The organism is Paramaledivibacter caminithermalis DSM 15212, assembly GCF_900142245.1.
Classification (GTDB): Bacteria; Bacillota; Clostridia; order Peptostreptococcales; family Caminicellaceae; genus Paramaledivibacter; species Paramaledivibacter caminithermalis.
On record NZ_FRAG01000030.1, the window covers coordinates 1 to 20593 of the forward strand.

Below are 20593 nucleotides of genomic sequence, written 5' to 3' on the forward strand. Positions count from 1 at the left end.
AATCTGAAATATAAATATGGTAATAGACATTTTTGGTGTAAAGGATATTATGTAAATACGGTGGGAAGAAATAAAAAAGTAATAGAAGAATATATAAGGAATCAATTACAAGAAGATATAGCAAATGACCAAATTAGTATGAAAGAGTATATAGATCCGTTCACAGGAAAAAAGAATAAGAAGTAAAATAAGTTAATTAACCCCTTGAGGGGTGGTGTGAGAAGGTAAAGCGGTTGGCGGACTAATTCAGAGTGTCTTAAGACACCTGCAAGTACCATGCCCTTATAGGGCTAGAGCAAACCACCCGTTTTACGGGTGGTTATGATTTAGACAAAAAAGGTTGATTAGAAGCTTGGAACTTGCAACTTATAAAAAGGTTTTACATATACTGAAATGAAAGGGGTGATTTTTTGATTATTCATGTTGTTAAGCCAGGTGAAAGCTTATATAGTATTGGACAATTATATGGAGTTTCACCTTTTAAAATTGCAGATGACAATGAGCTTACAGACCCAGGTAAGCTTGTAGTAGGACAGACATTGGTAATATTAGAAGGAGAAAGAAAGCATAAGATAGTTCAAGGAGAATCTCTTTATTCCATTGCAAGGCAATATGGAGTTACTGTTCAAGCTATACTCGATGCTAATCCAGACATAACAAATCCAGTGATGATTTATCCAGGTCAAATAATTGACATTCCTCCAAGAACAAAAAAACTAGGTGATTTTGAAGTTAATGGCTATGCATTTCCAAATATAGATATGGATGTACTTAAAAAAACTTTACCATATTTAACTTATCTTAGTATCTTTAGCTATGAAGTAAATCCAGATGGCACTTTGAACCCAATCGATGATGAAGCACTTATTAAAGCAGCTAGAGATGCTGGAGTAGCCCCTTTGATGGTTATAACAAACCTAGAAAAAGGAGGCGGCTTTAGCAGTGATATAGCACGAAGTATACTTAGTAGTGAAGATACCCAGGATAAACTTTTGAATAATGTAATCAATACTTTAAAAGAGAAAAATTATTATGGATTAGATATAGACTTTGAGTATATCTATCCTGAAGACAAAGAACTTTACAATAATTTTTTAAGAAAAGCTACTAGTAAACTAAAACCCATGGGATATACAGTTACAACAGCTTTAGCTCCTAAAACATCTGCTTCTCAAAGAGGAGTAGTATATGAAGCGCATGATTATCCAGTGCATGGTGCTTTAGCAGACCATGTTGTAATAATGACCTATGAGTGGGGATATACCTATGGACCACCTTTAGCAGTTGCTCCAATTAATGAAGTTGAAAAGGTTATCAATTATGCTCTAACAGAAATACCAAGCAAGAAGATTCTTATGGGCATACCAAACTATGGATATGACTGGACGTTACCATATACGCCAGGAACAGCAGCAAAAACCGTAACAAATACAAAGGCTGTAGATTTAGCTGGTGATGTTGGAGGGGCCATACAGTACGACCCAGAATCACAGGCTCCATTTTTCAATTATTATGATAGTGAAGGAAAGCAGCATGTAGTGTGGTTTGAAGATGCTAGAAGTATAGAGGCTAAATTAAAACTAGCAAGCAGAAAAAACCTTGGTGGAGTAAGCTATTGGACGATTAATAAATATTTTCCTCAAAATTGGTTAGTAGTTAATTCATTATTCAATATTAAAAAGCTCCTTTAAAGAAGTAAATATATAACTTGATTTAGCGTATTTTATCCACTTACTATAACAGTGGGTAATTTTTTATTATTTAGAAATTCAAACATTCTTGCAAAAAATTGCATAACTAAGACAGAGTAAAATAGAGTGATAGAAGAACAATTGAAATTATTCCCAGTAAAATTTTAGAAGCAGAAATTAAGGTTTCTTAGACCTAAAAGAATGACTTTAAAACTTGGAACATGGAACTTGTAACTTGCAACTAAAATGCATCGCAGACGCCTTTGTCCTTTAAAAATAGCAAATTGAAAACTTAAAGAAGTTATAAATAAATATAGCTTTTTGTGTGATGTAAAAAAATATTTATATATTATAGAAAAGAAGGAAAATTAAAGTGATTATTTAATATAATATATAGACATAAAATTTTGAATATTAACACAAAGGAGGGATATATATCTAAAATTTGCTATTATTATATATTTTATTAATTAAAGGAGGGGTATTAAATGGAAAATGGATTTGGAATCTTAACATTATTACCACCATTGGTTGCTATTGTATTATGCTTTATTACCAAGAGAGTGCTTGTCTCATTATTCTTAGGAATATTGACTGGTGGAATAATTTTAAGTGGGGGAAATCCCTTTGCAGGTATTGAGTATTCATTGGATACTGTAGTAGGATCAATCACCGATGACTGGAATGCTAGACTTCTGCTTTTCAACCTGTTAATGGGTGCAGGTGTTGCGTTTATATGGAAAATGGGTGGTAGCAAAGCCTTAACGCAGTGGGCAAGAAAAAGAATAAAATCTAGAAAATCTGCAAGTGTTGGTGCATGGTTATTAGGTATTATTGTATTTTTTAATGACTATTGCAACGCTGCAATAGTTGGAAATGTTTTTAGAGATATATCTGAAGAAAACAGAATATCTTCAGAAAGACTTTCATACATATTGGACTCTACAGCGGCACCTGTAGCAACGTTTTTTATTTCTGACTGGATAGCATTTCAGATATCAATGATTAAATCAGGTATGGATGCAGCTCAAATCACAAGTATATCAGCCTTTGAAATATATCTAAAAAGCATACCATTCAACCTCTATTGTATTTTCGCTGTATTATTTGTAGGAATAGTAGTTATAACTGGTAAAGACTTTGGACCAATGCTTAAAGCAGAACATAGAACCATAACCACAGGAAAAACTGTTAGAGAAGGTGCACAGCCAATGATGGATGTAGGTTATGAGCTTGGTGAACCAAAGGATGTGAAACCAAAGATTCTAACTTTCTTTTTACCTCTTATCGTTCTAGTTGGAGTTACAATGTTCGGTTTTTATTGGACAGGAAGACCTGGTGCAAACATTATGGAGATATTAGGCAATTCCGATCCTGCTAAGGCGTTATTATGGGGAGCCTTTGCTATGACTATAACTGGTATAGCTATGGCTTTAAGTCAAAAGATTATGAACCTTAAAGAAACAATGGATACTTTTTTAGAAGGTTTGAAACTTATGCTTTTAGCATGTGCTATTTTAGTTTTAGCTTGGTCATTAGGAACAGTAACAGGGGATATGAAGCTTGCAGACTATATAATTACTTTGATAGGTGGAAGTATGCCATATTGGCTGTTGCCAATAGTGATATTCCTATTTGGTATGTTTATATCCTTTTCAACTGGAACTTCATGGGGAACAATGACTATACTTACTCCAATAGCTATACCATTGGCATATAAAATAACTGGAGATATGGGAACAGCGTCTGTTATGGCGGGAGTTGTATTTTCTGGTGCGATATTCGGAGACCATTGTTCACCAATATCAGATACTACGGTTTTGGCGTCAATTTTCTCTGGTGCTGATCATATTGACCATGTTTCTACACAGATACCTTATGCTATAACAGCAGCATTTGTGGCGCTATTAATGTATCTAATTTATGGTATAGTTGGAATAGGACCAGTAGTATTGATACCATTAGGACTCATTATTTTAGGAGGATTGATGTATATATTATCAGGCTACTATAGCAAAAAATATGGTATTGACAGTATTAGCAAACAATCAACCAATAGTTAAAAATAAATGAGAGTGCTTGATAGGCACTCTCATCCATTATCCTTCATTACTTAGATCTTAGAAGAATTGTCTACTGTAGAATTATCCACTTTTTTTCCGAACTTATATAAAAATCCCATCAATAATCCTCCACCTAAAACAAGGGAAATAAAAGGATTCAGTCCTAAGCCAGCTGGTATAAATCCAACTATTATTGAAACAACTGCAACTGTTAAAGCATAGGGCAATTGTGTTTTAACGTGTGCTATATGGTCACATGCACTTGCCATTGAAGACATTATAGTGGTATCTGATACAGGTGAGCAATGATCTCCAAAAACTGCTCCAGTAAGTACAGCACCCACAACTGGAACTAACAAATATGTTCCTCCGATTTCAACAGCTAGTGGTATTGCAAGGGGCATTACTATTGTATTGGCTCCCCAAGATGACCCAGTTGAGAAAGCAACCAAACAAGGCAATATAAACATCAAAAGTGGAAGCAGTGATGGAGGAAGATTTCCCTTTGCTAATCCAACAATAAATTTAGCAGTACCTAAATCATCATTAACTCCACCAAGGGACCAAGCAAGAACTAGTATTAAGCCTGCTATAGTCATAGATTTAACTCCAGTCACCCATGATTCCATTATTTCTTTTAAAGATAAAAGTCTCTGTGCTAAGGACATTAAAGCTGCAATTATTGTTCCACCGAAGGATGACCACAAAAGGACTACGCTAGCATCGGCATTTCCAAAGGCCTCTTGTATTGTAGCACCCTTTAAGCCTCCACCATTAATGTATAATCCTATAATTGTAATAATTATTACAGAAAGTATTGGAATTACAGCATTATACCATTTGCCTTCAATATCACTTGATACCAAGGTGGATACTTCATCAGAAACTATTGGGTTTGCATTATCATCATATAGCTTTCCTGTTAATTTAGTTCTTTTTTCAGCCTTAAGCATTGGACCAAAATCTTTCCCTGTAGCAATGATTATTAGAACAAAGGCTAAAGCTAAAAGGCTGTAGAATCTATATGGTATTGTTTCTATAAAAAGCTTATATGGATTTAAATCTAGTCCAAGTTTAACTAAACTATCTCTTATCAAACCTGTCTCAAAGCCTACCCAAGTTGAGATTAGGGCAATACTTGACACAGGAGCTGCTGTAGAGTCTACTATATAAGCTAATTTTTCTCTAGCAATTTTTTTCTTATCAATTATGCTTCTCATAGTATTTCCTACTATAAGGGAATTTGCATAATCATCAAAGAAAATAAGTACTCCTAAAAGCCAAGTCATAAATAATGTAGATTTATTTCCTTTAGCTTTTGAAACTATGAGGTTAGCTATACCTTTTGTTCCTCCATTTTTACTTAATAATCCTATGAGTCCGCCTATAGATAAACAGAAAATAAGTATACTGATATTCCACTCATCGGTTAAAGAACTAACTATATACTTGTTTAATGTACTGGTAAATCCTGATAATGGATTTCCTGATACAATTGTAGCACCTATTAAGATAGCTAAAAACAAAGATAATAGAACTTCCCCAGTAAGTAGTGATAAAATGATTGCTAAAATTGGTGGTAAAACCGATAACCATCCGTAATTCATAATCAAATCCTCCTCGTAATATTATTAATTAGCAGATACTGACAACTTATAATTTAAATTATGTAGTTATCAGCTAAATTAACAAGTTTGAAAGCTTGTTAATTACGGGGAGATAGGCTGATTTTAAAGCAATGATAATTTGAAATAAATAAAACTTACAATCATAAAAGCCCTTTGTTTTTGGTCAGATTACTCATAAAGTAATTATATAATAAAAAAACACCTAACAGGACTATTAGGTGTTTTAAACATCACAAAAACAGAAGACACACCTATCCCCTTTTTGCCCGTAATGAGATAGCACTCCATCAGATAGCAGGGCAACCACCTGATGACAGTCCTACACCTATTAGATGTAGACCCAGCAATAGATTTTGGTATCTATCGCTTCGGCGATAACTCCTTTCACTATACTTCTAAGGTTTCCGACCTCCATATAGCTACTATTAGGTATCGCTCCTCTACCTCAACCTTATTAGGGATGAGGTATCTTAATATTTAATTTACATGTACAATAATCTATCATAGGATTTATGGATAGTCAATAAGAAACAAAATATATAGAAAATTAAAATAATTTTTAAGATTACGATATAAATATACAAAATTATTCAAATTAAATATCAAAACACTAAAATATTTCAAAACAGAAGATCTTATTTATTAGATTAGCAGGTGATTATGATTTTTTTTAAAAAATATTAGGTTGTTGAATAACTATTTCTTCCAACAGTAAAATACTGTGTTTACACTATTAAGGATATTTTTCACAAAAATAATTATAAGCCTGTAATATAGTGAATTAGCTAAATTAACAATTTCCAAATTTAGTTATTCAACAACCTAAAATATAAATATGTTTTGGAACAGTAAATCGAGGGTATCTTCTTAAATGATAAATACCATCAAGGAGGACAAAAATGTTAAAGGATATCATAGAAATCATATTAGAAAGTGCAGAGAATTCATTTTTGCAGGTAGGTGTTTTTGTTGGTGCAGTTTTACTTCTATTTGGCTATATAGATTATAAAAAATCTGGTGAATTTGTAAGAAAAATCGAGCAGTCTAAAAAATGGCAGCCTGTTTTAGGTGCATTTTTAGGTTTGACGCCAGGATGTGGTGGGGCTATATTTGTTATGCCTTTATTTGTTAAGGGGAAAGTTAGTTTTGGAACCGTAGTTTCAACATTAATAGCAACGATGGGCGATTCAGCCTTTGTAATAATTTCTACATTGCCTTTTCACTATTTATTAGTAAGTATTCTTTCGTTTATTGCAGCCATAATAACGGGGTATATAGTAGATTATTATAAAGTTGGAGATAAACTTTTAGCTAGAATGAAAAGACTACCTAAAGAGGATTTGCAGAAGATACACAAAAAAGCAGATCATATGACTCAAAATTACGAATGTAGTAATTTGAAGGGTTGCAAGGATGAGCTTATATGTCATATAGGACATGATGAAGGAGATGAAATAGATCTGGCCCTTCATCATAAAGTCAAAGGGCATCAAGAATACAATTCCTTAGGGTATAGGTTTACCCATGAAGGCTATAGAGTTTATTGGCTAATGATATCCATAGGTCTTATTTTAGGCATTGCTTTATTGTTCCAAGTAGATGTAAACAGCCTGTTTATTCCTAATCTAGGTGTTGTAATTGGTATTGGAGGAACCCTCTTTTCAATAATGCTTATGATAATGGGCAGAAAATTTTTGCAAGATGAAACCCATGAAGAAGCAGAGCTTAAGGTTATGTCTTTAAAGGAAACTATTATACATAGTGCACAGGAGACAGCCTTTGTGTCAACCTGGGTGTATGTTGCGTATCTGATTTATGAACTTTCCATATTTGGATTAGGTGGAGGTAATTATGTAGCGGGTGAGGCAATTATGACTGGAGTAATGACATCGGCTGGATTAATGGCAGTTATTATTGGTGCTTTAATAGGTCTTATTCCTGGTTGTGGACCACAGGTCATTTTTGTTGCTCTATTTACTAAAGGAATGATTCCCTTCGCTGCACTTTTAGCTAATGCCATATCCCAAGATGGGGATGCATTATTTCCACTTTTAGCAATTGATAGAAGGTCTTCTCTATGGGCTACAGTTATAACTACTATTCCAGCAATTATTTTAGGGGTAATCATCTATTATATGGAAATAACCCTTAATTTATTTTAGTAAATTGTTGTATTTTGACTTGAATTAAGATATAATTATTTTGGACAGCAAAATAGAGATGTAGGTGCCTCAAAAGAGGGTAAAAGGGAAGTACGGTGAAAATCCGTCGCAGCCCCCGCTACTGTAAACATCGACGAAACCTCATAAAGTCACTGATCATATTGGGAAGGCGAGGGAGTAGGGTGAAGTGTGAGTCAGGAAACCTGCCTATGTTGTTAAATGTCTTCGGAGGGAAGAATGGTTTTTCGTTATCTAAATTTGCAAAATACTAATCTAGCCTTCCAAGCTAGATTTTTCTATTTTGTATTAGCTTTAGGTAAGTTGTTTGTTAAACAAAAGGCAAGAAGCGGTTAAAGTTAATTTATAGTTATTGAAATGTTTGTTTTGTCAAGAAGAAAAAAACTACTATATCTTGTTTTGTTGTCCGTTTGCTATATTAATTATAATTATTCTGTTTCCTTATCTTTAAACCAAACCCTTGGATATCCAATCTTCAGATTTCTTTGGCTAAATATCCTTAGTATTTCTTCATATATTCTATTTCTTATAAACCATCTATGACGAGGAATAACAACTCCTGTAATTATATATTTAGCTCCACCTTCCATGCCATTAAAGGATATTACTCCCATAAGGTCAAATTCTGAATAATTTGTGTTTCCAATGCGGTATAATCTATCTTCATATTTTTCATTAATCATAGCACATACTTCTTTAAGGGCTTTTTCAACCTCAGTATGATCTTCTTCAAAGGGAACTATAACTTGAACTATTACTCGAGACTTTTCTTTATAGTAATTTTTCAAGGTCTTTATTTCTCCGTTAGGAATGTAAAGCTTTGTTAAAGACCAATCTCTAATAGCAGTAGCCCTGAGTCCTATTTCTTCAACCGTCCCAAAGTATTTTTCATTTATGGCAACAAAGTCTCCTACTTTCATCTGCCTTTCAAAAAGCAAAAAAAATCCATTGATGAAATCTTTTATCAAATTCTGAGCTCCAAGACCAGCTATCAAAGTAAATATACCAGCACCTGTGAGTATTGTGGCTTTTTTTATTAACCCAAATTCACTCATAATAGTTAAAATAGCAAATGTCATTATAAAATAGGCTGCTACCGAATCTATAATGCTTTTTACAGTTTTTTCCCTTTGCTCATTAAATTTTGTTAGTTCAATAACTTTTTTTGTTGAAAACATTACTAGTTTAATTAGGATGAAGGCTAATATAAGTATAATAATAGATGAAATGAAGGGACGAATTCCTAAATTTATTTTATCGATATTTAATTTTTGTAACCCTTTAATATTGTCTAAGTTCATTTAAACACCTCAGAATTTCTTGCCTAAAACTTGTGTTTATCAATTATTATATATTTATATTTTTTCTTGTATAGTAGTTTATATACAGATAATTAAGCAAAATCTTTATATTTGATGATTTAATTTAATGCATAAAAAAAGAATATGCCCTAAAATAGAACATATTCTAAAAACTAGTAAATATTAAATAGATTTCTTTTATAGTTTGCATATAATTTTTTCAATAAAGTAATTTTATCATTCATCTCTATTTGCAAATCAGATACTAAGTTATAATCTTTATTGTCAATACCTTCTCTTATTCTAGTAAATAATGATTTGTGGTTCAGACTATCCTTCATTAAATAATATCTAAGCTGATTAACTTTTTCCCAGTTTACAACGTCTAAATCCGTGGCATAATCAATGTCATGAACCTTCTTACACTCTCTAACCAGTTCTATATTGGAAGGAATAATCCTATTTTTTAATTCAGTTGTCCATTGCATCAAAATACTGCTTTTATAAGAAGCTATAATTTTTTCAGTAAATACATCATTATCTAATAAAACTTTGAGTTTTTCATGATACTTATCTAAATTACTTATATTTTCCCATACTGTTGCAGGAGGAATACCAAATAATCTATTTCTTTCTTCTTCAGTATAATGCTCAAAAACATCATATTCACTTCTATAGGCTCTGTCTTTTTCGAGATAGAAGCCTTCTTCACCAGCTGATTTTGAAAATTCTTTCTCAAGTTCTTTATTAGATTTGCCTGATTTAGCGATTGCTTTAATTCCATCTAACATAGCTTGGTAAATAGAAGCTGTTGCTAAGTAAGTGTTGGTTGTTGGATTTGGTACTCTCACTTCAAACCTAGTAGCCAAAGGGTTATTGAAATCCCTTATTAAACCAGCTAAAATAGTACGGTTTCTTGATAAGGTTTCGACTTCATGACCGATAGATGAAACAATACATACAGGGGCTTCGAACCCAGGTTTCAATCTGTTAAGAGCATCGTTGGTAGAAGTAATAAAGGGATTAATGACTTCATAATTTTTAAGAAGACCCATTAAGCTTCCCCAACCAATTGAACTCATAAAATATTTCTTCATATCTGAAGGAGTGAATAGGTTACGCATAGAGCCATCTTTTAGTTTAACGGCTACTCCAACGTGGGTATGTTCACCACTTCCAGCCACACCTTCGATAGGCTTAGCTAAGAAGGTCACATCCAGTCCGTAGCTAACAAAGATATCTTTTATAATCTCTTTTGCGAACAATTCGTTATCGGATGTTTGCATAGCATTACTATATTTCCAATCTATTTCAAGCTGTTCCATTATATGAGTAAATTTACCATCTTTCGTAAGGGATGATGGAATACCGCCAACTTCTTTGTGACCCATTTCAGCTTCATAACCATATTTATTAAGCATAATTAATGATTTTTCCATAGCAGAACGAACAGGACCTACTGTACGCTTCCAATATTGTTCTTTTAAATTTTGTGAAGTAGATAAGTGCTCAAATTCTGCTTTGTCACCAGGAGTTTGAACCCAAAATTCAAGTTCAGTGGCAGTTGTTAGTAGTACTTGGTCAATATCGTTATAGGATTGAATATTCAATTCATCTAGAAGTGAGGCATTATTATTCAAAATATTTAGAATTTGTTTTTTGAAATTATCAACGGCAGATTTTAAGACTGAACGAGAGCCTATCAACTTATCCCTATGCTTTAAGAAAGATGGGATTAGCAGTGTACCCGTTGGCAAATTAGTATCAGCATCAATAAAGTTATAGTTATAATCAATAAACCATTTAACATTAAGATCAGGTATAATGTCAACCTTTGCATCGTTTAATTCAGCAATTTCTGGTAAGTAAACACTGGAACCATCGGTTTGAACACCGTTCTTTAAAAATTCTTCAATATCACTTAACATAACATTTATTGGTATTTTTTCATCTGTATGGTTATTACCAAGGTCTACAGCAACTAAAGATACAAATTTAATCTCTTTATGACTTTCAAGCAAAGATTTTAATGTTTTAGAATCGTGTTTTTCAGGTTCGATAAAATACAAAAGCTTATCCATTGGAACACCCCTTTTGGCCAAATTTGATATTATGAACAATTATAGCATAAATTCAAATAATGTAAAGTTATATCAATCAAATAGATAACGTTTTCTGGTGAAAAGTGCTAGTATTTAATGAAATTATTACAATGTGTTAAAAAATAAAATAGAACAAAAATATTCGTACAGATACGAACATTCTATAAAAATACACAAAAATTATTTATTTTTCATTTTTTGTATGACCTTTGAATGTAGGTAATATACCCATTTTTTGAAGGGCTAAAATAGAAATCACAATTATTGGGCCTAGTATTATTCCTATAAAACCAAATACTTTAATTCCTATATAGATAGATATTAAAGTCACTAATGGATATAAACCAATTTGAGTACTTAAGATCTTGGGTTCCAAAGTTTGTCTTACAATAGTGATTGTTAGATATAATATAAGTAGAAATATAGCTGTATTATAGTCCTTTTGTAGAAGTTTAAATATAATCCATGGTATATAAATAGAGCCTGAGCCTAATACGGGCAAAGCATCTACGAAGCTGACTACTAAAGCAATAAGAATTGAATAATTTGCACCGATTAAGGTTAAACCAATGGCACTTTCAGTAAAGGTTATAGTCATGAGTATGAGCTGAGCTTTTATATAACCTAAGAGAGCAGAAAATAGATCCTCCTTCAAAATATTTAGTTTTTTGCTTTTGAAAATACTATCAGGTATATAAGCTCTAATAAAATTATAAATCTTTTCTTTATCTTTTGAAATAAAGAAAGAAGAAAGCAGAGTAAATAGAATAAATAGCACTAAATTGGGTATTGCTGTAACAAAGTTTATAGTTGAAGATGCTAATACCCCAATATATTTTGTTAATGAATTTATGAAATTATATAGCGTATCATATATTGATTTGGATATGTTTGGAGAAACATTTATATAAAAGGGTTCCAATTTATTGTTAATATATGGAATAAAATCATTTGCTTTAAAACTTAATGATGGTAGTTTGTTTGACAGCTTTGTTAATTCCGAGATTAATAATCCTCCCAAAGAAAAAATAATCAGTCCAGCTATTAGGACAAAGGCTATAATAGAAATAAATGATGATATACCTCTATAAATTTTTAGTCTTTTATTAAGAAAACAGACCATAGGTTCAATGATTATAGAAATTATCCATCCAAAAACAAAAGGTAATAGAAGTATAAAGGATTTAGCAATGATTATGTAAATTAAAACTAAAATAAATAATACCATGAGTTTAGAAATTATGATATTTCCCATTAGATCCTCCTATACAAAAAAGCCACATTTTATTATATAATTATTCTAATCATATACATATATTATAAAATTTAAACAATAAAAATGAAACTATAAAAATGGTTTAAAAAAAATAAAAGGTTCAATAATAATTTGTTATACTATATGTGAGACTCAGTACTATAATACATTGAAAAACGATTATTTACAATTATCCATAAATTTTTTAAGGCATGGGATTAATAAGTAAAGATTATCAAAAATTTATTAAATTAATTAGGGGGTATATTAAGTATGAAAATAATTGATTTGCGTAGTGATACGGTTACTAAACCTACAGAAGAAATGAGAAGAGCTATGTTTAGTGCAGAGGTAGGAGATGATGTATATAGAGATGATCCTACTGTAAATAAATTGGAAAAAATGGCTGCAGACATTATTGGAAAGGAAGATGCTCTATTTGTTCCTAGTGGTACCTTTGGGAATCAACTAGCTATTTTGACCCATACAAGAAGGGGCGATGAAATAATTGTAGAAAGTAATTCCCATATAATGATGCATGAAGTAGGGGCATCAGCAGTTATAGCTGGAGTACAACTAAGAACTGTACAAGGAAAAAATGGAACAATGAATCCAAGTGATGTTGAGAGGGCTGTACGAGATGAAGATATACATTTTCCAAATACTGGATTAATATGTATTGAAAATGCCCATTCCTCTGGTGCTGTTATAGAAATTCAAAACATGAAACAGATAAAGGAGCTGGCTGAGACTAAAAATATACCTGTTCATTTAGATGGAGCGAGGGTTTTCAATGCAGCCAAGGCTATAAAGACAGATGTAAGAGAGATTACGAAATACACCGATAGTGTAATGTTTTGTTTGTCAAAAGGATTAGCTGCACCAATAGGTTCAATATTGGCAGGTAGTAAGAGTTTTATTGAGAAGGCTAGAAAAAATAGAAAGCTTATGGGTGGAGGTTTAAGGCAAGCGGGTATTATTGCTGCAGCGGGAATAATAGCCTTGGAAAAAATGGTAGATAGATTGGATGATGACCATGATAATTCTAAATATTTAGCTAAAGAATTATCAAAATTTGACAATATAAAGGTGAAATTTGACAGAAACGATATAAATATGGTTTTCTTTGAATTGCATGATGATATTATAATAGAGGAGAAGTTTATTTCAGAAATGCTTAACAGAAATATAAAGATAAATGGTAAAGAAGATGGAGAATATAGATTTGTAACTAATAAGGATGTAAATAGAGAAGATTTAAAGTATGTTCTTGAACAAATAAAAGATATCTTAAAATAAAAGGTTATATTTGTGAATAAATTTACTATTTAGCTAATTTGTGTTAAAGGACTGTTTGATTTTGAGTTTTTGTGAATAATATTATATAATTCTATAAAGTGGCATCATACGCCTTTATTTTATAAAAGGAGGAGAAATACAGTGAGTTTACTTAAAGATAAAAATATTTTAATTATGGGGGTAGCTAACAAGTGGAGCATCGCTTGGGGGATTGCAAAAAAATTTATTAATGAAAAAGCCAACGTTATATTTACATATTATGGAGAAAAAAGCAAGGCAAATCTAGAAAAGTTTTTAAAAGAAGAAAATGTTGAAAATCCATTATTAATTTCTTGCGATGTTACGAATGATGATGATATAAAAAGAGCCTTTATGGAAGTAAAAGAAAAAATTGGAGTTCTTCATGGAGTAATACATAGCATAGCTTTTGCCAATAAAGATGAATTACAGGGTTATTACTATAATACTTCAAGGGAAGGGTATTTAATGGCTCAAAATATTAGTGCTTACTCCTTGGTAGCTGTTTCAAAATACGCTAGGTCTCTTATGACTGAAGGAGGAAGTATAGTTACATTATCATATCTTGGAGCAGAAAGGGCAGTAAAAAATTACAATGTGATGGGAGTGGCTAAGGCAGCATTAGAAGCAAGTGTTAGATATTTAGCTGTTGATCTAGGTTCTGAAAACATTACAGTAAATTCTATTTCGGCTGGTCCTATAAAAACCACTTCTGCCAAGGGAGTTAAGAATTTTTCAAAATTGTTAAAGGGATTTGAAGATATTGCGCCAATGAAGCGTTTAGTAAAAACAGAGGAAGTGGCAAATACAGCTTTATTCCTATGTAGTGAACTTGGAACAGGAGTTACGGGTGAAAATATTCATGTGGATTGTGGATACCATATTGTAGGATAAAAATATAAATTAGAGGAATAGATCATTCATTAAAAAGTACTTTTTAGTGAATGATCTATTAATTGAGCAAATTGCATAATTACCTTCTCCCAAAACTAGCTATTATATATAGTTATAAAAGCCCTAGAGCCATACCATATCTATTATGCAATTCTGCCAAGTTAGAATTATGTAATTTCCTCAATTATTTATCAACTAAAATGTTTCTTTAGGTTTTGTTTTTAAAAGACCTGAAGCAATAGCTTAAAATTTGTAACTTGGAATATGGAACTTGCAACTAAAATGTGATTTAATACATATTTATTTTATTTCAAAATAAGCTTTACTGCTTCCATTAAGTTTTTCGCTATATAATCAGCTTTTTTATAAGGCTTACCTATTTTAATAGTCTTACAACCAGCTTTAATTCCTGCTTCAATGTCTATATCTCTATCTCCAATCATAAAGCAGCTGTTTAGATCGATATTATATTTTTTTGCAAGTCTCTTAAGCATACCTGCTTCAGGTTTTCTGCATTCGCATTTAGTTTTAAAATGGGGACAAAAATCAATTTCATCTATGGATGCACCAGATTTTTCTATTTCATTTAGTAATTTATTATGAATTTCTTCTAAGTCTTTTTCTTTAAAATAACCCATTTCAATTCCACCTTGATTAGTTACAACAAAAACATAATATCCAGCAGTATTTAATTTTAAAATAGCTTCAGCTGACCAAGGATATATTCTTAAGTCCCTAGGGCTATTTACAGGCTTATAATTATCATTAATAACTCCATCTCTATCTAAAAAAACGGCCTTATTCATAAGATGACCTCCTATAATTGTATTTTGTATGATTTTGAATAAAAGGATTAAGGTAAAATATGTATATACCTAATGTTAAGCAAAAGATATTAAAAAAGCACTTGCAATATGATAAAATAAAATCTGAACAATTTTATATTCTGCTGTGTTTATAATATTGTTAATAAGTAACTTTATTAATTATTATATCTCATATGTACTAATCTATGTTTGATATAGCAACTTTAAAATTGGATAGAGAGCTTGGAGAGAAAGCAAAGTGAAACAAGATATAATTGTAAAATTAACATTGATTATAGCTTTAATATCTAGTTCTGTTATACCATTTTGTGGATATGTAGTTTTTTTGGCATTATTCATTTATTTATTAATTCAAGGGGAATTCAAGAAATTATTTTATTTCTTAGTTAAAGAAAAACTTTTATTATGTACTCTTTTAATTGCAATTTTTTCTTTAATTATATCAGATTACAAAATGGATACCCTATTAGGTGTAGGGATAATTTTTATTTCTATATTTATTTATATAGTGATTAGAAAGTATGTTTGTTCAATTAATGATACTATAGACATATTTAATTTTTTTACCATTGGTAATATAATAATTGCAACATATGGTATTATACAATTTTATTTTATGGAAAATCTTTTTTTTACTCAGGCTTGGATAGATAGTAAAGTATATAATATTAGCACAAGAGCCTATTCCACCCTATTGAATCCAAATGTATTGGGAGGATATTTAGTATTTTGTATTTGTTTCCAAATAACTTCTTTAGAAAATATTAAATCTAGAAAAATAAATATTCTATCTTTGATACTATCAAGTTTTTGCTTGATACTTACATATTCTAGGGGAGCATGGCTAGCATTATTCATTATAGTATTTATTATGTTACTTTATAGAAAAAAAATCATATATATGATATATGAAATCTTGTTTTTTACTTGTTTAATTTCAATAAATGGAAATGCAGGGATTGAAAGAATGAGCTTAAGTAAATCTTTATATGACCATAGTATATATTATAGATTAGAGATTTATAAATCCACTTTTAAGATTATAAAAGATAATTTTTTATTTGGTACTGGTTTGAATACTATGAAGCATTATATAAATAATTATTCAGATAAAATAAATTCACCAGTATATCATGCTCATAATCTTATATTAAATCTACTTAGTGAAACAGGATTCATAGGAATGATTATTTTTGGTATAATTTTAATGAAGTTAGTAAAAAGCATATTATCAATACAAAAAATGGAAAAAAATATATATAATAGTGATATTGCAATATCCAGTGCTTTGAGTTTTGTTTCTATATTTATACATGGATTAATGGATGCCGCAATTATTGCTCCACAGTATTTATTTTTTGTAGTATTTATTTTTTCATTAGTAACCAACATAAAAAATAATGATTTAATGAAAGAAATAATACCTAAGCCTTGTTCTAGTAATAGAAATGATAGTGGAGGGGAATTATATGGAACAAGAGATATCAGCATTAAAAAGAGCTATTTTTGAGCTTGAAAGAAATGATTCTTTAGGAAATATAACTAAATTAAGTAGTAATATAGATGATATTATTAGTATTTGTGAAAAAATTAAAAGTACGTTAAAGGCACAAGAATCAGATAAGTATAAAAAAATAAAATTGAATTGTGTAATCATTAATACCATTCCCTTTATTTATAAGCCTATACTTGTAAAAAATTATTATGAAGGAGACTATATTGTTAGGTTTGGGGAGCAAAGAGCAGAGGATTTAAAGCAAGCTGGAGCTTTAAATGCCCATAATGAGTTTTGGATTCAACATAAAACTATTAAGGGAAATATTTTTGGATCAATTCCAAAGGAACTTTTAGATGAGAATTCTTTGAAAAAGCTTTTAAGGAGTGGTTGGCGGGAGGCTGAAGTTGACATAATAGATATAAAAGATAGCCATAGGGACATAAAAGAAATAATTAGTTTTTGTGAAAATACCTTTAATCATTATATACTTTTAAAGGAAGAATTGACAAATACACATTTGATTTTGCATTATAAAATACGCTAAACATATAGATTTCCAATAGTAAAACTTAATTTATACATGTACAAATATGCAATGCTTCTGGGATTTCGGACATGTATAAATTAAAGTATTTACTTAAATTCCTATAAAAACTTTTCCTTAACCTTATTCCAAAAACTATATTCTTTAAATCTTAAAAGCTTTATTTTTAATTCAGATAACTTTACTAGAACTTCAACTATTCCATTATATTTATATTCAGTGCCATCGGTAACAATTAAAACAGAATTTTCATATGTATATTCTGGATGGATTTTTATAGTAGAATAATTAGGAACAATTATACTAGAAGTAAATGAACGATATGCTACAGTATTAATAGGAGCAATAGGTGTAATTTGTAACAAATTTAATCTAGGGTCAACTATGCTTCCCCTCAAGGAATAGTTATATGCAGTACTACCTGTAGGAGTAGATATTAAAAGACCATCTCCACTGAATTTTTCTAAAAAGCTTTGGTCTAAAAAAAGATTTAGATGAATAGTAGTAGATTTTAAACCTTTAATAACAATTTCATTTATACCTAGTACTTCAATACAACTATTTCTTGTACATATTAAACCTTCCAAGGGATGAATATGATCGATAACATAATCACCCTTTTTATATCTAAATATGAATTCATCTAATTCATGGGGGGCTATATCTTGAAAGAAACCTAAATGGCCAGTATTAATTCCTATAACAGGTATATCAGGGAAATTGTATTTATGGAGGGTTCTTAAGAATGAACCGTCTCCTCCAATACATATAATTAAATTTGCATTAGGTTCAAATTTTTCAGAAACTATAAAATCGTTTTTTATCAGTTTATGTCTTAGTATTCTGGCTGTTTCCTTTGACACAGGTTTATCATTTGATACTATGTTTATTATTTGGTTAATTCGTTGCATAAAAATACTCCTTTATCTTTATATTTCTTCTTTATTATTATTTGATGAAATTACGTAATTATAGCTTGGCAAAATTGCATAATATATGTTGTACAGCTTTTAAGCTTTTAAAACCTACAAGAAAGACCCTAGTACTCACAACTTAAAAAGAGTCAAAGACGCCTTTGTCCTATGGTAATTATGTAATTTGCTTATGCAATAATTTAAAAATTACTTCAAATTATAAATCAAGTAATAGTTTCATGTCAATGAAGAAAAGCGTTTATTATAGTAGTAGCTTAATGATTTAGATGTTATTAAAAATGATTTATATCCATAAATAGATTATAACGCTAATATCTTATTTTTAAAAGTAAACTGTGATGAATAAATACAAAATGAAATAGGTGATAAAATGACTAATGAAATAAGTTCAAATACACTGATATATAAAATACAAGATATAGATACAGGTATAGAATTAAGAGAAGTTCTTTATGAAAAAATGAAGCTTTCAGGAAGATTAATTAGAAAACTAAAAAGAGATAAAACAATTTTTGTTAATGATAATAACATTTCTTTAAATAGCAGATTAAGAAAAGGTGATATTGTAAAGGTTGTAATGATAGATGAAATCAATAAATTTGAGGAACAAGATATCCCTATAGAGGTAGTTTACGAAGATATGGACCTTTTAATTATCAATAAACAGCCTGGCATAGTGGTTCACCCTACAAAGGGGCATCCAGATAACACTATTGCTAATGGATTAGTTAATTATATAAATAAGACAAGACAAAGCTTTAAGATTAGATTTATAAATAGATTGGATAGAGATACTTCAGGATTATTGATGATTGCCAAAAATCCCTTTGCTCAACAAGAGCTGTCTAATCAAATGATAAAAAATGTTGTAGAAAAAAAATACTTGGCAGTTGTATATGGGATTATTGAAAAAGACTATGGCATAATAGATGAACCAATAGGACGCACTGAAAAAGATTCTATACATAGAAAAGTTATTGAAAGTGGACAAAGAAGTATAACACACTATGAAGTTGTTGAAAGATATAAAAATGCCAGCTTGGTGCGATTGACATTAGAAACTGGTAGAACCCATCAGATAAGGGTGCATATGAAGCATATCGGACATCCATTGATCGGTGATGAATTGTATGGATATGTAGATAATGAATTAATAGATAGACAAGCATTACATTCCGAAACATTAAAGTTTTATCAACCAAGAACAGGAGAAGAAAAGTTTGTAAAAGCAGAAATACCAGAGGATATTAAAAATTTAATCACAAAATTAAAAAATCATGGACGGTAATAGATCCATGATTTTTAATGACATAGAAATCTTCAATCTATACCCTACAACCATAAAGGGTAAAGGACATATTCGTTTTACATAAAAATATCCAACAGCAATCCTCTAATTCCATCAAGTCTATTCAAGATTTTTATTCTATCTTTTTCTTTTTCTAGAAAATCCTTCGTTAAAGCTTCTAATTCCTCATCAACCTGTCTTACTATAGATAAGACTCTATGGCGTCCACGCCTGTCCAAAAAATTTTCTTTGGAAAATTTATGGGAATTGTTTATAGTTAAATTTAAAAATTCTTTTACTAGCTTTTTATACTTTAAAATGTCATTTAAATAAAATTTCTTCTCAACTTCCTTTGATTGTGTATTAATTTTATCTAATAAATTAGTAAGGCGTTCCTGTAAAGCATCTCCCTTAAGTTGAGTAAGGTTTGAAGCAAAGTCATTTTGAATTTCTCTTTTAACTTTATTCGATTCTTTTACTAATAATGAATTAAGGGTTTTTCGATTATTTATATCTGCTATTTTCATAGAAGTTTAGCACCTCATCTTTATGACTATGTATTATCATATCACTAGATTGTGTATAAATTTACAAATACAGTTAAAACTAATCATTTTATCTTATTTATATTTCGGCTAAAATAAACAATATTTTTAATTATATTTTAATTTTCTTGAAATAATAATATAAATATATAGAGGACGCTTTTATTTTTTTAGCATTTGAGTTATAATATAGATATTCCAGTAAAACAATTAATTTATGCACATCAAAAATCCTTAAAAGCTCTGTATATTTTGATATGTATAAATTAAGTTTTATTATTGGAAATCTATATAGATAATAATATTTAAGCCTAGGATGTTCGTTAAAGCCTTGAAATTCAACCACCAATAAGCATCCGGGAGTCCAGGTTTTTATGGCGATGACGGGCCTCAATATAGTGGAAGTCAGAACTATAGAATAGGACACCCACCTAGGTGATACCGGGTGTGAATTTACAAGGTAACGACATCTTGGGTATATAGCTATATGGGAGCATATAGGAATGTTTAGTAAATTATATCAAT

16 protein-coding genes, 1 other RNA gene and 2 riboswitches are annotated in these 20593 nt (G+C 30.3%); of the genes, 10 read left to right on the top strand and 7 right to left on the bottom strand.

Annotated elements, in window-relative coordinates; translation table 11 throughout:
* The 3 genes from BUB36_RS11715 to BUB36_RS11725 all read left to right on the top strand — a co-directional run.
* On the top strand, positions 1-186 hold a 186-nt coding region (locus BUB36_RS11715), incomplete at its 5' end, for a transposase (RefSeq protein ID WP_207550808.1).
* Between the two features lie 224 nt (positions 187-410).
* Positions 411-1691 (top strand): glycosyl hydrolase family 18 protein, encoded by a 1281-nt coding sequence (locus BUB36_RS11720; RefSeq protein WP_073150306.1) that lies wholly within the window; start codon positions 411-413, stop codon positions 1689-1691.
* A gap of 488 nt (positions 1692-2179) precedes the next feature.
* A complete protein-coding gene (locus BUB36_RS11725; protein ID WP_073150309.1) occupies positions 2180-3754 on the top strand; it encodes a Na+/H+ antiporter NhaC family protein in 1575 nt (524 codons plus the stop codon).
* 50 nt (positions 3755-3804) lie between these two features.
* Here BUB36_RS11725 and BUB36_RS11730 read toward each other — a convergent pair whose 3' ends face one another.
* Positions 3805-5361 carry a Na+/H+ antiporter NhaC family protein gene (locus BUB36_RS11730; protein WP_084111995.1) on the bottom strand — a complete coding sequence of 519 codons (1557 nt, stop codon included), beginning with the start codon at positions 5359-5361 and terminating at the stop codon, positions 3805-3807.
* Positions 5362-5651: 290 nt separating this feature from the next.
* Positions 5652-5833: riboswitch (Lysine riboswitch) on the bottom strand.
* 448 nt (positions 5834-6281) lie between these two features.
* Between BUB36_RS11730 and BUB36_RS11735 the strand changes: the two genes are divergently transcribed.
* Complete coding sequence (locus tag BUB36_RS11735) at positions 6282-7544, top strand: putative manganese transporter (RefSeq protein WP_084111997.1); 1263 nt, start codon at positions 6282-6284, stop codon at positions 7542-7544.
* 45 nt (positions 7545-7589) lie between these two features.
* Positions 7590-7769, top strand: a riboswitch (cobalamin riboswitch).
* 221 nt (positions 7770-7990) lie between these two features.
* Here BUB36_RS11735 and BUB36_RS11740 read toward each other — a convergent pair.
* The 3 genes from BUB36_RS11740 to ytvI all read right to left on the bottom strand — a co-directional run bounded on the left by BUB36_RS11740 (position 7991) and on the right by ytvI (position 12220).
* On the bottom strand, positions 7991-8863 hold the full coding sequence (locus BUB36_RS11740) for a mechanosensitive ion channel family protein (RefSeq protein WP_073150312.1): 873 nt from the start codon (positions 8861-8863) through the stop codon (positions 7991-7993).
* Positions 8864-9036: 173 nt separating this feature from the next.
* Positions 9037-10944: a type I glutamate--ammonia ligase gene (locus BUB36_RS11745; RefSeq protein WP_073150315.1), complete on the bottom strand. Its 1908-nt coding sequence runs from the start codon at positions 10942-10944 to the stop codon at positions 9037-9039.
* Between the two features lie 205 nt (positions 10945-11149).
* Entirely contained in the window at positions 11150-12220 is a 1071-nt protein-coding gene (gene ytvI, locus BUB36_RS11750) for a sporulation integral membrane protein YtvI (protein WP_073150318.1), read from the bottom strand.
* A gap of 273 nt (positions 12221-12493) precedes the next feature.
* Between ytvI and ltaE the strand changes: the two genes are divergently transcribed.
* Together ltaE and fabI are read left to right on the top strand one after the other, a co-directional pair.
* Positions 12494-13519, top strand: coding sequence for a low-specificity L-threonine aldolase (gene ltaE, locus BUB36_RS11755; RefSeq protein ID WP_073150321.1), 1026 nt, complete (start codon positions 12494-12496; stop codon positions 13517-13519).
* A 141-nt stretch (positions 13520-13660) separates the two neighbouring features.
* Positions 13661-14431 carry an enoyl-ACP reductase FabI gene (gene fabI / locus BUB36_RS11760; RefSeq protein WP_207550809.1) on the top strand — a complete coding sequence of 257 codons (771 nt, stop codon included), beginning with the start codon at positions 13661-13663 and terminating at the stop codon, positions 14429-14431.
* Between the two features lie 305 nt (positions 14432-14736).
* Here fabI and BUB36_RS11765 read toward each other — a convergent pair whose 3' ends face one another.
* Positions 14737-15237: a D-glycero-alpha-D-manno-heptose-1,7-bisphosphate 7-phosphatase gene (locus BUB36_RS11765; RefSeq protein ID WP_073150324.1), complete on the bottom strand. Its 501-nt coding sequence runs from the start codon at positions 15235-15237 to the stop codon at positions 14737-14739.
* Between the two features lie 259 nt (positions 15238-15496).
* Between BUB36_RS11765 and BUB36_RS11770 the strand changes: the two genes are divergently transcribed.
* Positions 15497-16768, top strand: coding sequence for an O-antigen ligase family protein (locus BUB36_RS11770; protein ID WP_073150327.1), 1272 nt, complete (start codon positions 15497-15499; stop codon positions 16766-16768).
* Positions 16728-17300, top strand: coding sequence for a hypothetical protein (locus BUB36_RS11775; RefSeq protein WP_073150330.1), 573 nt, complete (start codon positions 16728-16730; stop codon positions 17298-17300). Before BUB36_RS11770 ends, BUB36_RS11775 begins: the two co-directional genes overlap by 41 nt.
* 101 nt (positions 17301-17401) lie before the next feature.
* Here BUB36_RS11775 and BUB36_RS11780 read toward each other — a convergent pair whose 3' ends face one another.
* Positions 17402-18211, bottom strand: a complete 810-nt coding sequence (locus tag BUB36_RS11780) for an NAD(+)/NADH kinase (RefSeq protein ID WP_084111999.1) — start codon at positions 18209-18211, stop codon at positions 17402-17404.
* Between the two features lie 394 nt (positions 18212-18605).
* On the opposite strand from BUB36_RS11780, the gene BUB36_RS11785 reads away from it, so the two are divergent.
* Positions 18606-19523 carry an RluA family pseudouridine synthase gene (locus tag BUB36_RS11785; RefSeq protein ID WP_073150333.1) on the top strand — a complete coding sequence of 306 codons (918 nt, stop codon included), beginning with the start codon at positions 18606-18608 and terminating at the stop codon, positions 19521-19523.
* A gap of 77 nt (positions 19524-19600) precedes the next feature.
* Here the strand turns inward: BUB36_RS11785 and BUB36_RS11790 are convergent, their stop codons facing one another.
* On the bottom strand, positions 19601-20050 hold the full coding sequence (locus BUB36_RS11790; RefSeq protein WP_073150336.1) for a YaaR family protein: 450 nt from the start codon (positions 20048-20050) through the stop codon (positions 19601-19603).
* A gap of 323 nt (positions 20051-20373) precedes the next feature.
* Here BUB36_RS11790 and ssrS point away from each other — a divergent pair.
* A non-coding RNA gene (gene ssrS, locus BUB36_RS11795) (6S RNA) lies at positions 20374-20550 on the top strand.
* Positions 20551-20593: the final 43 nt, after the last annotated feature.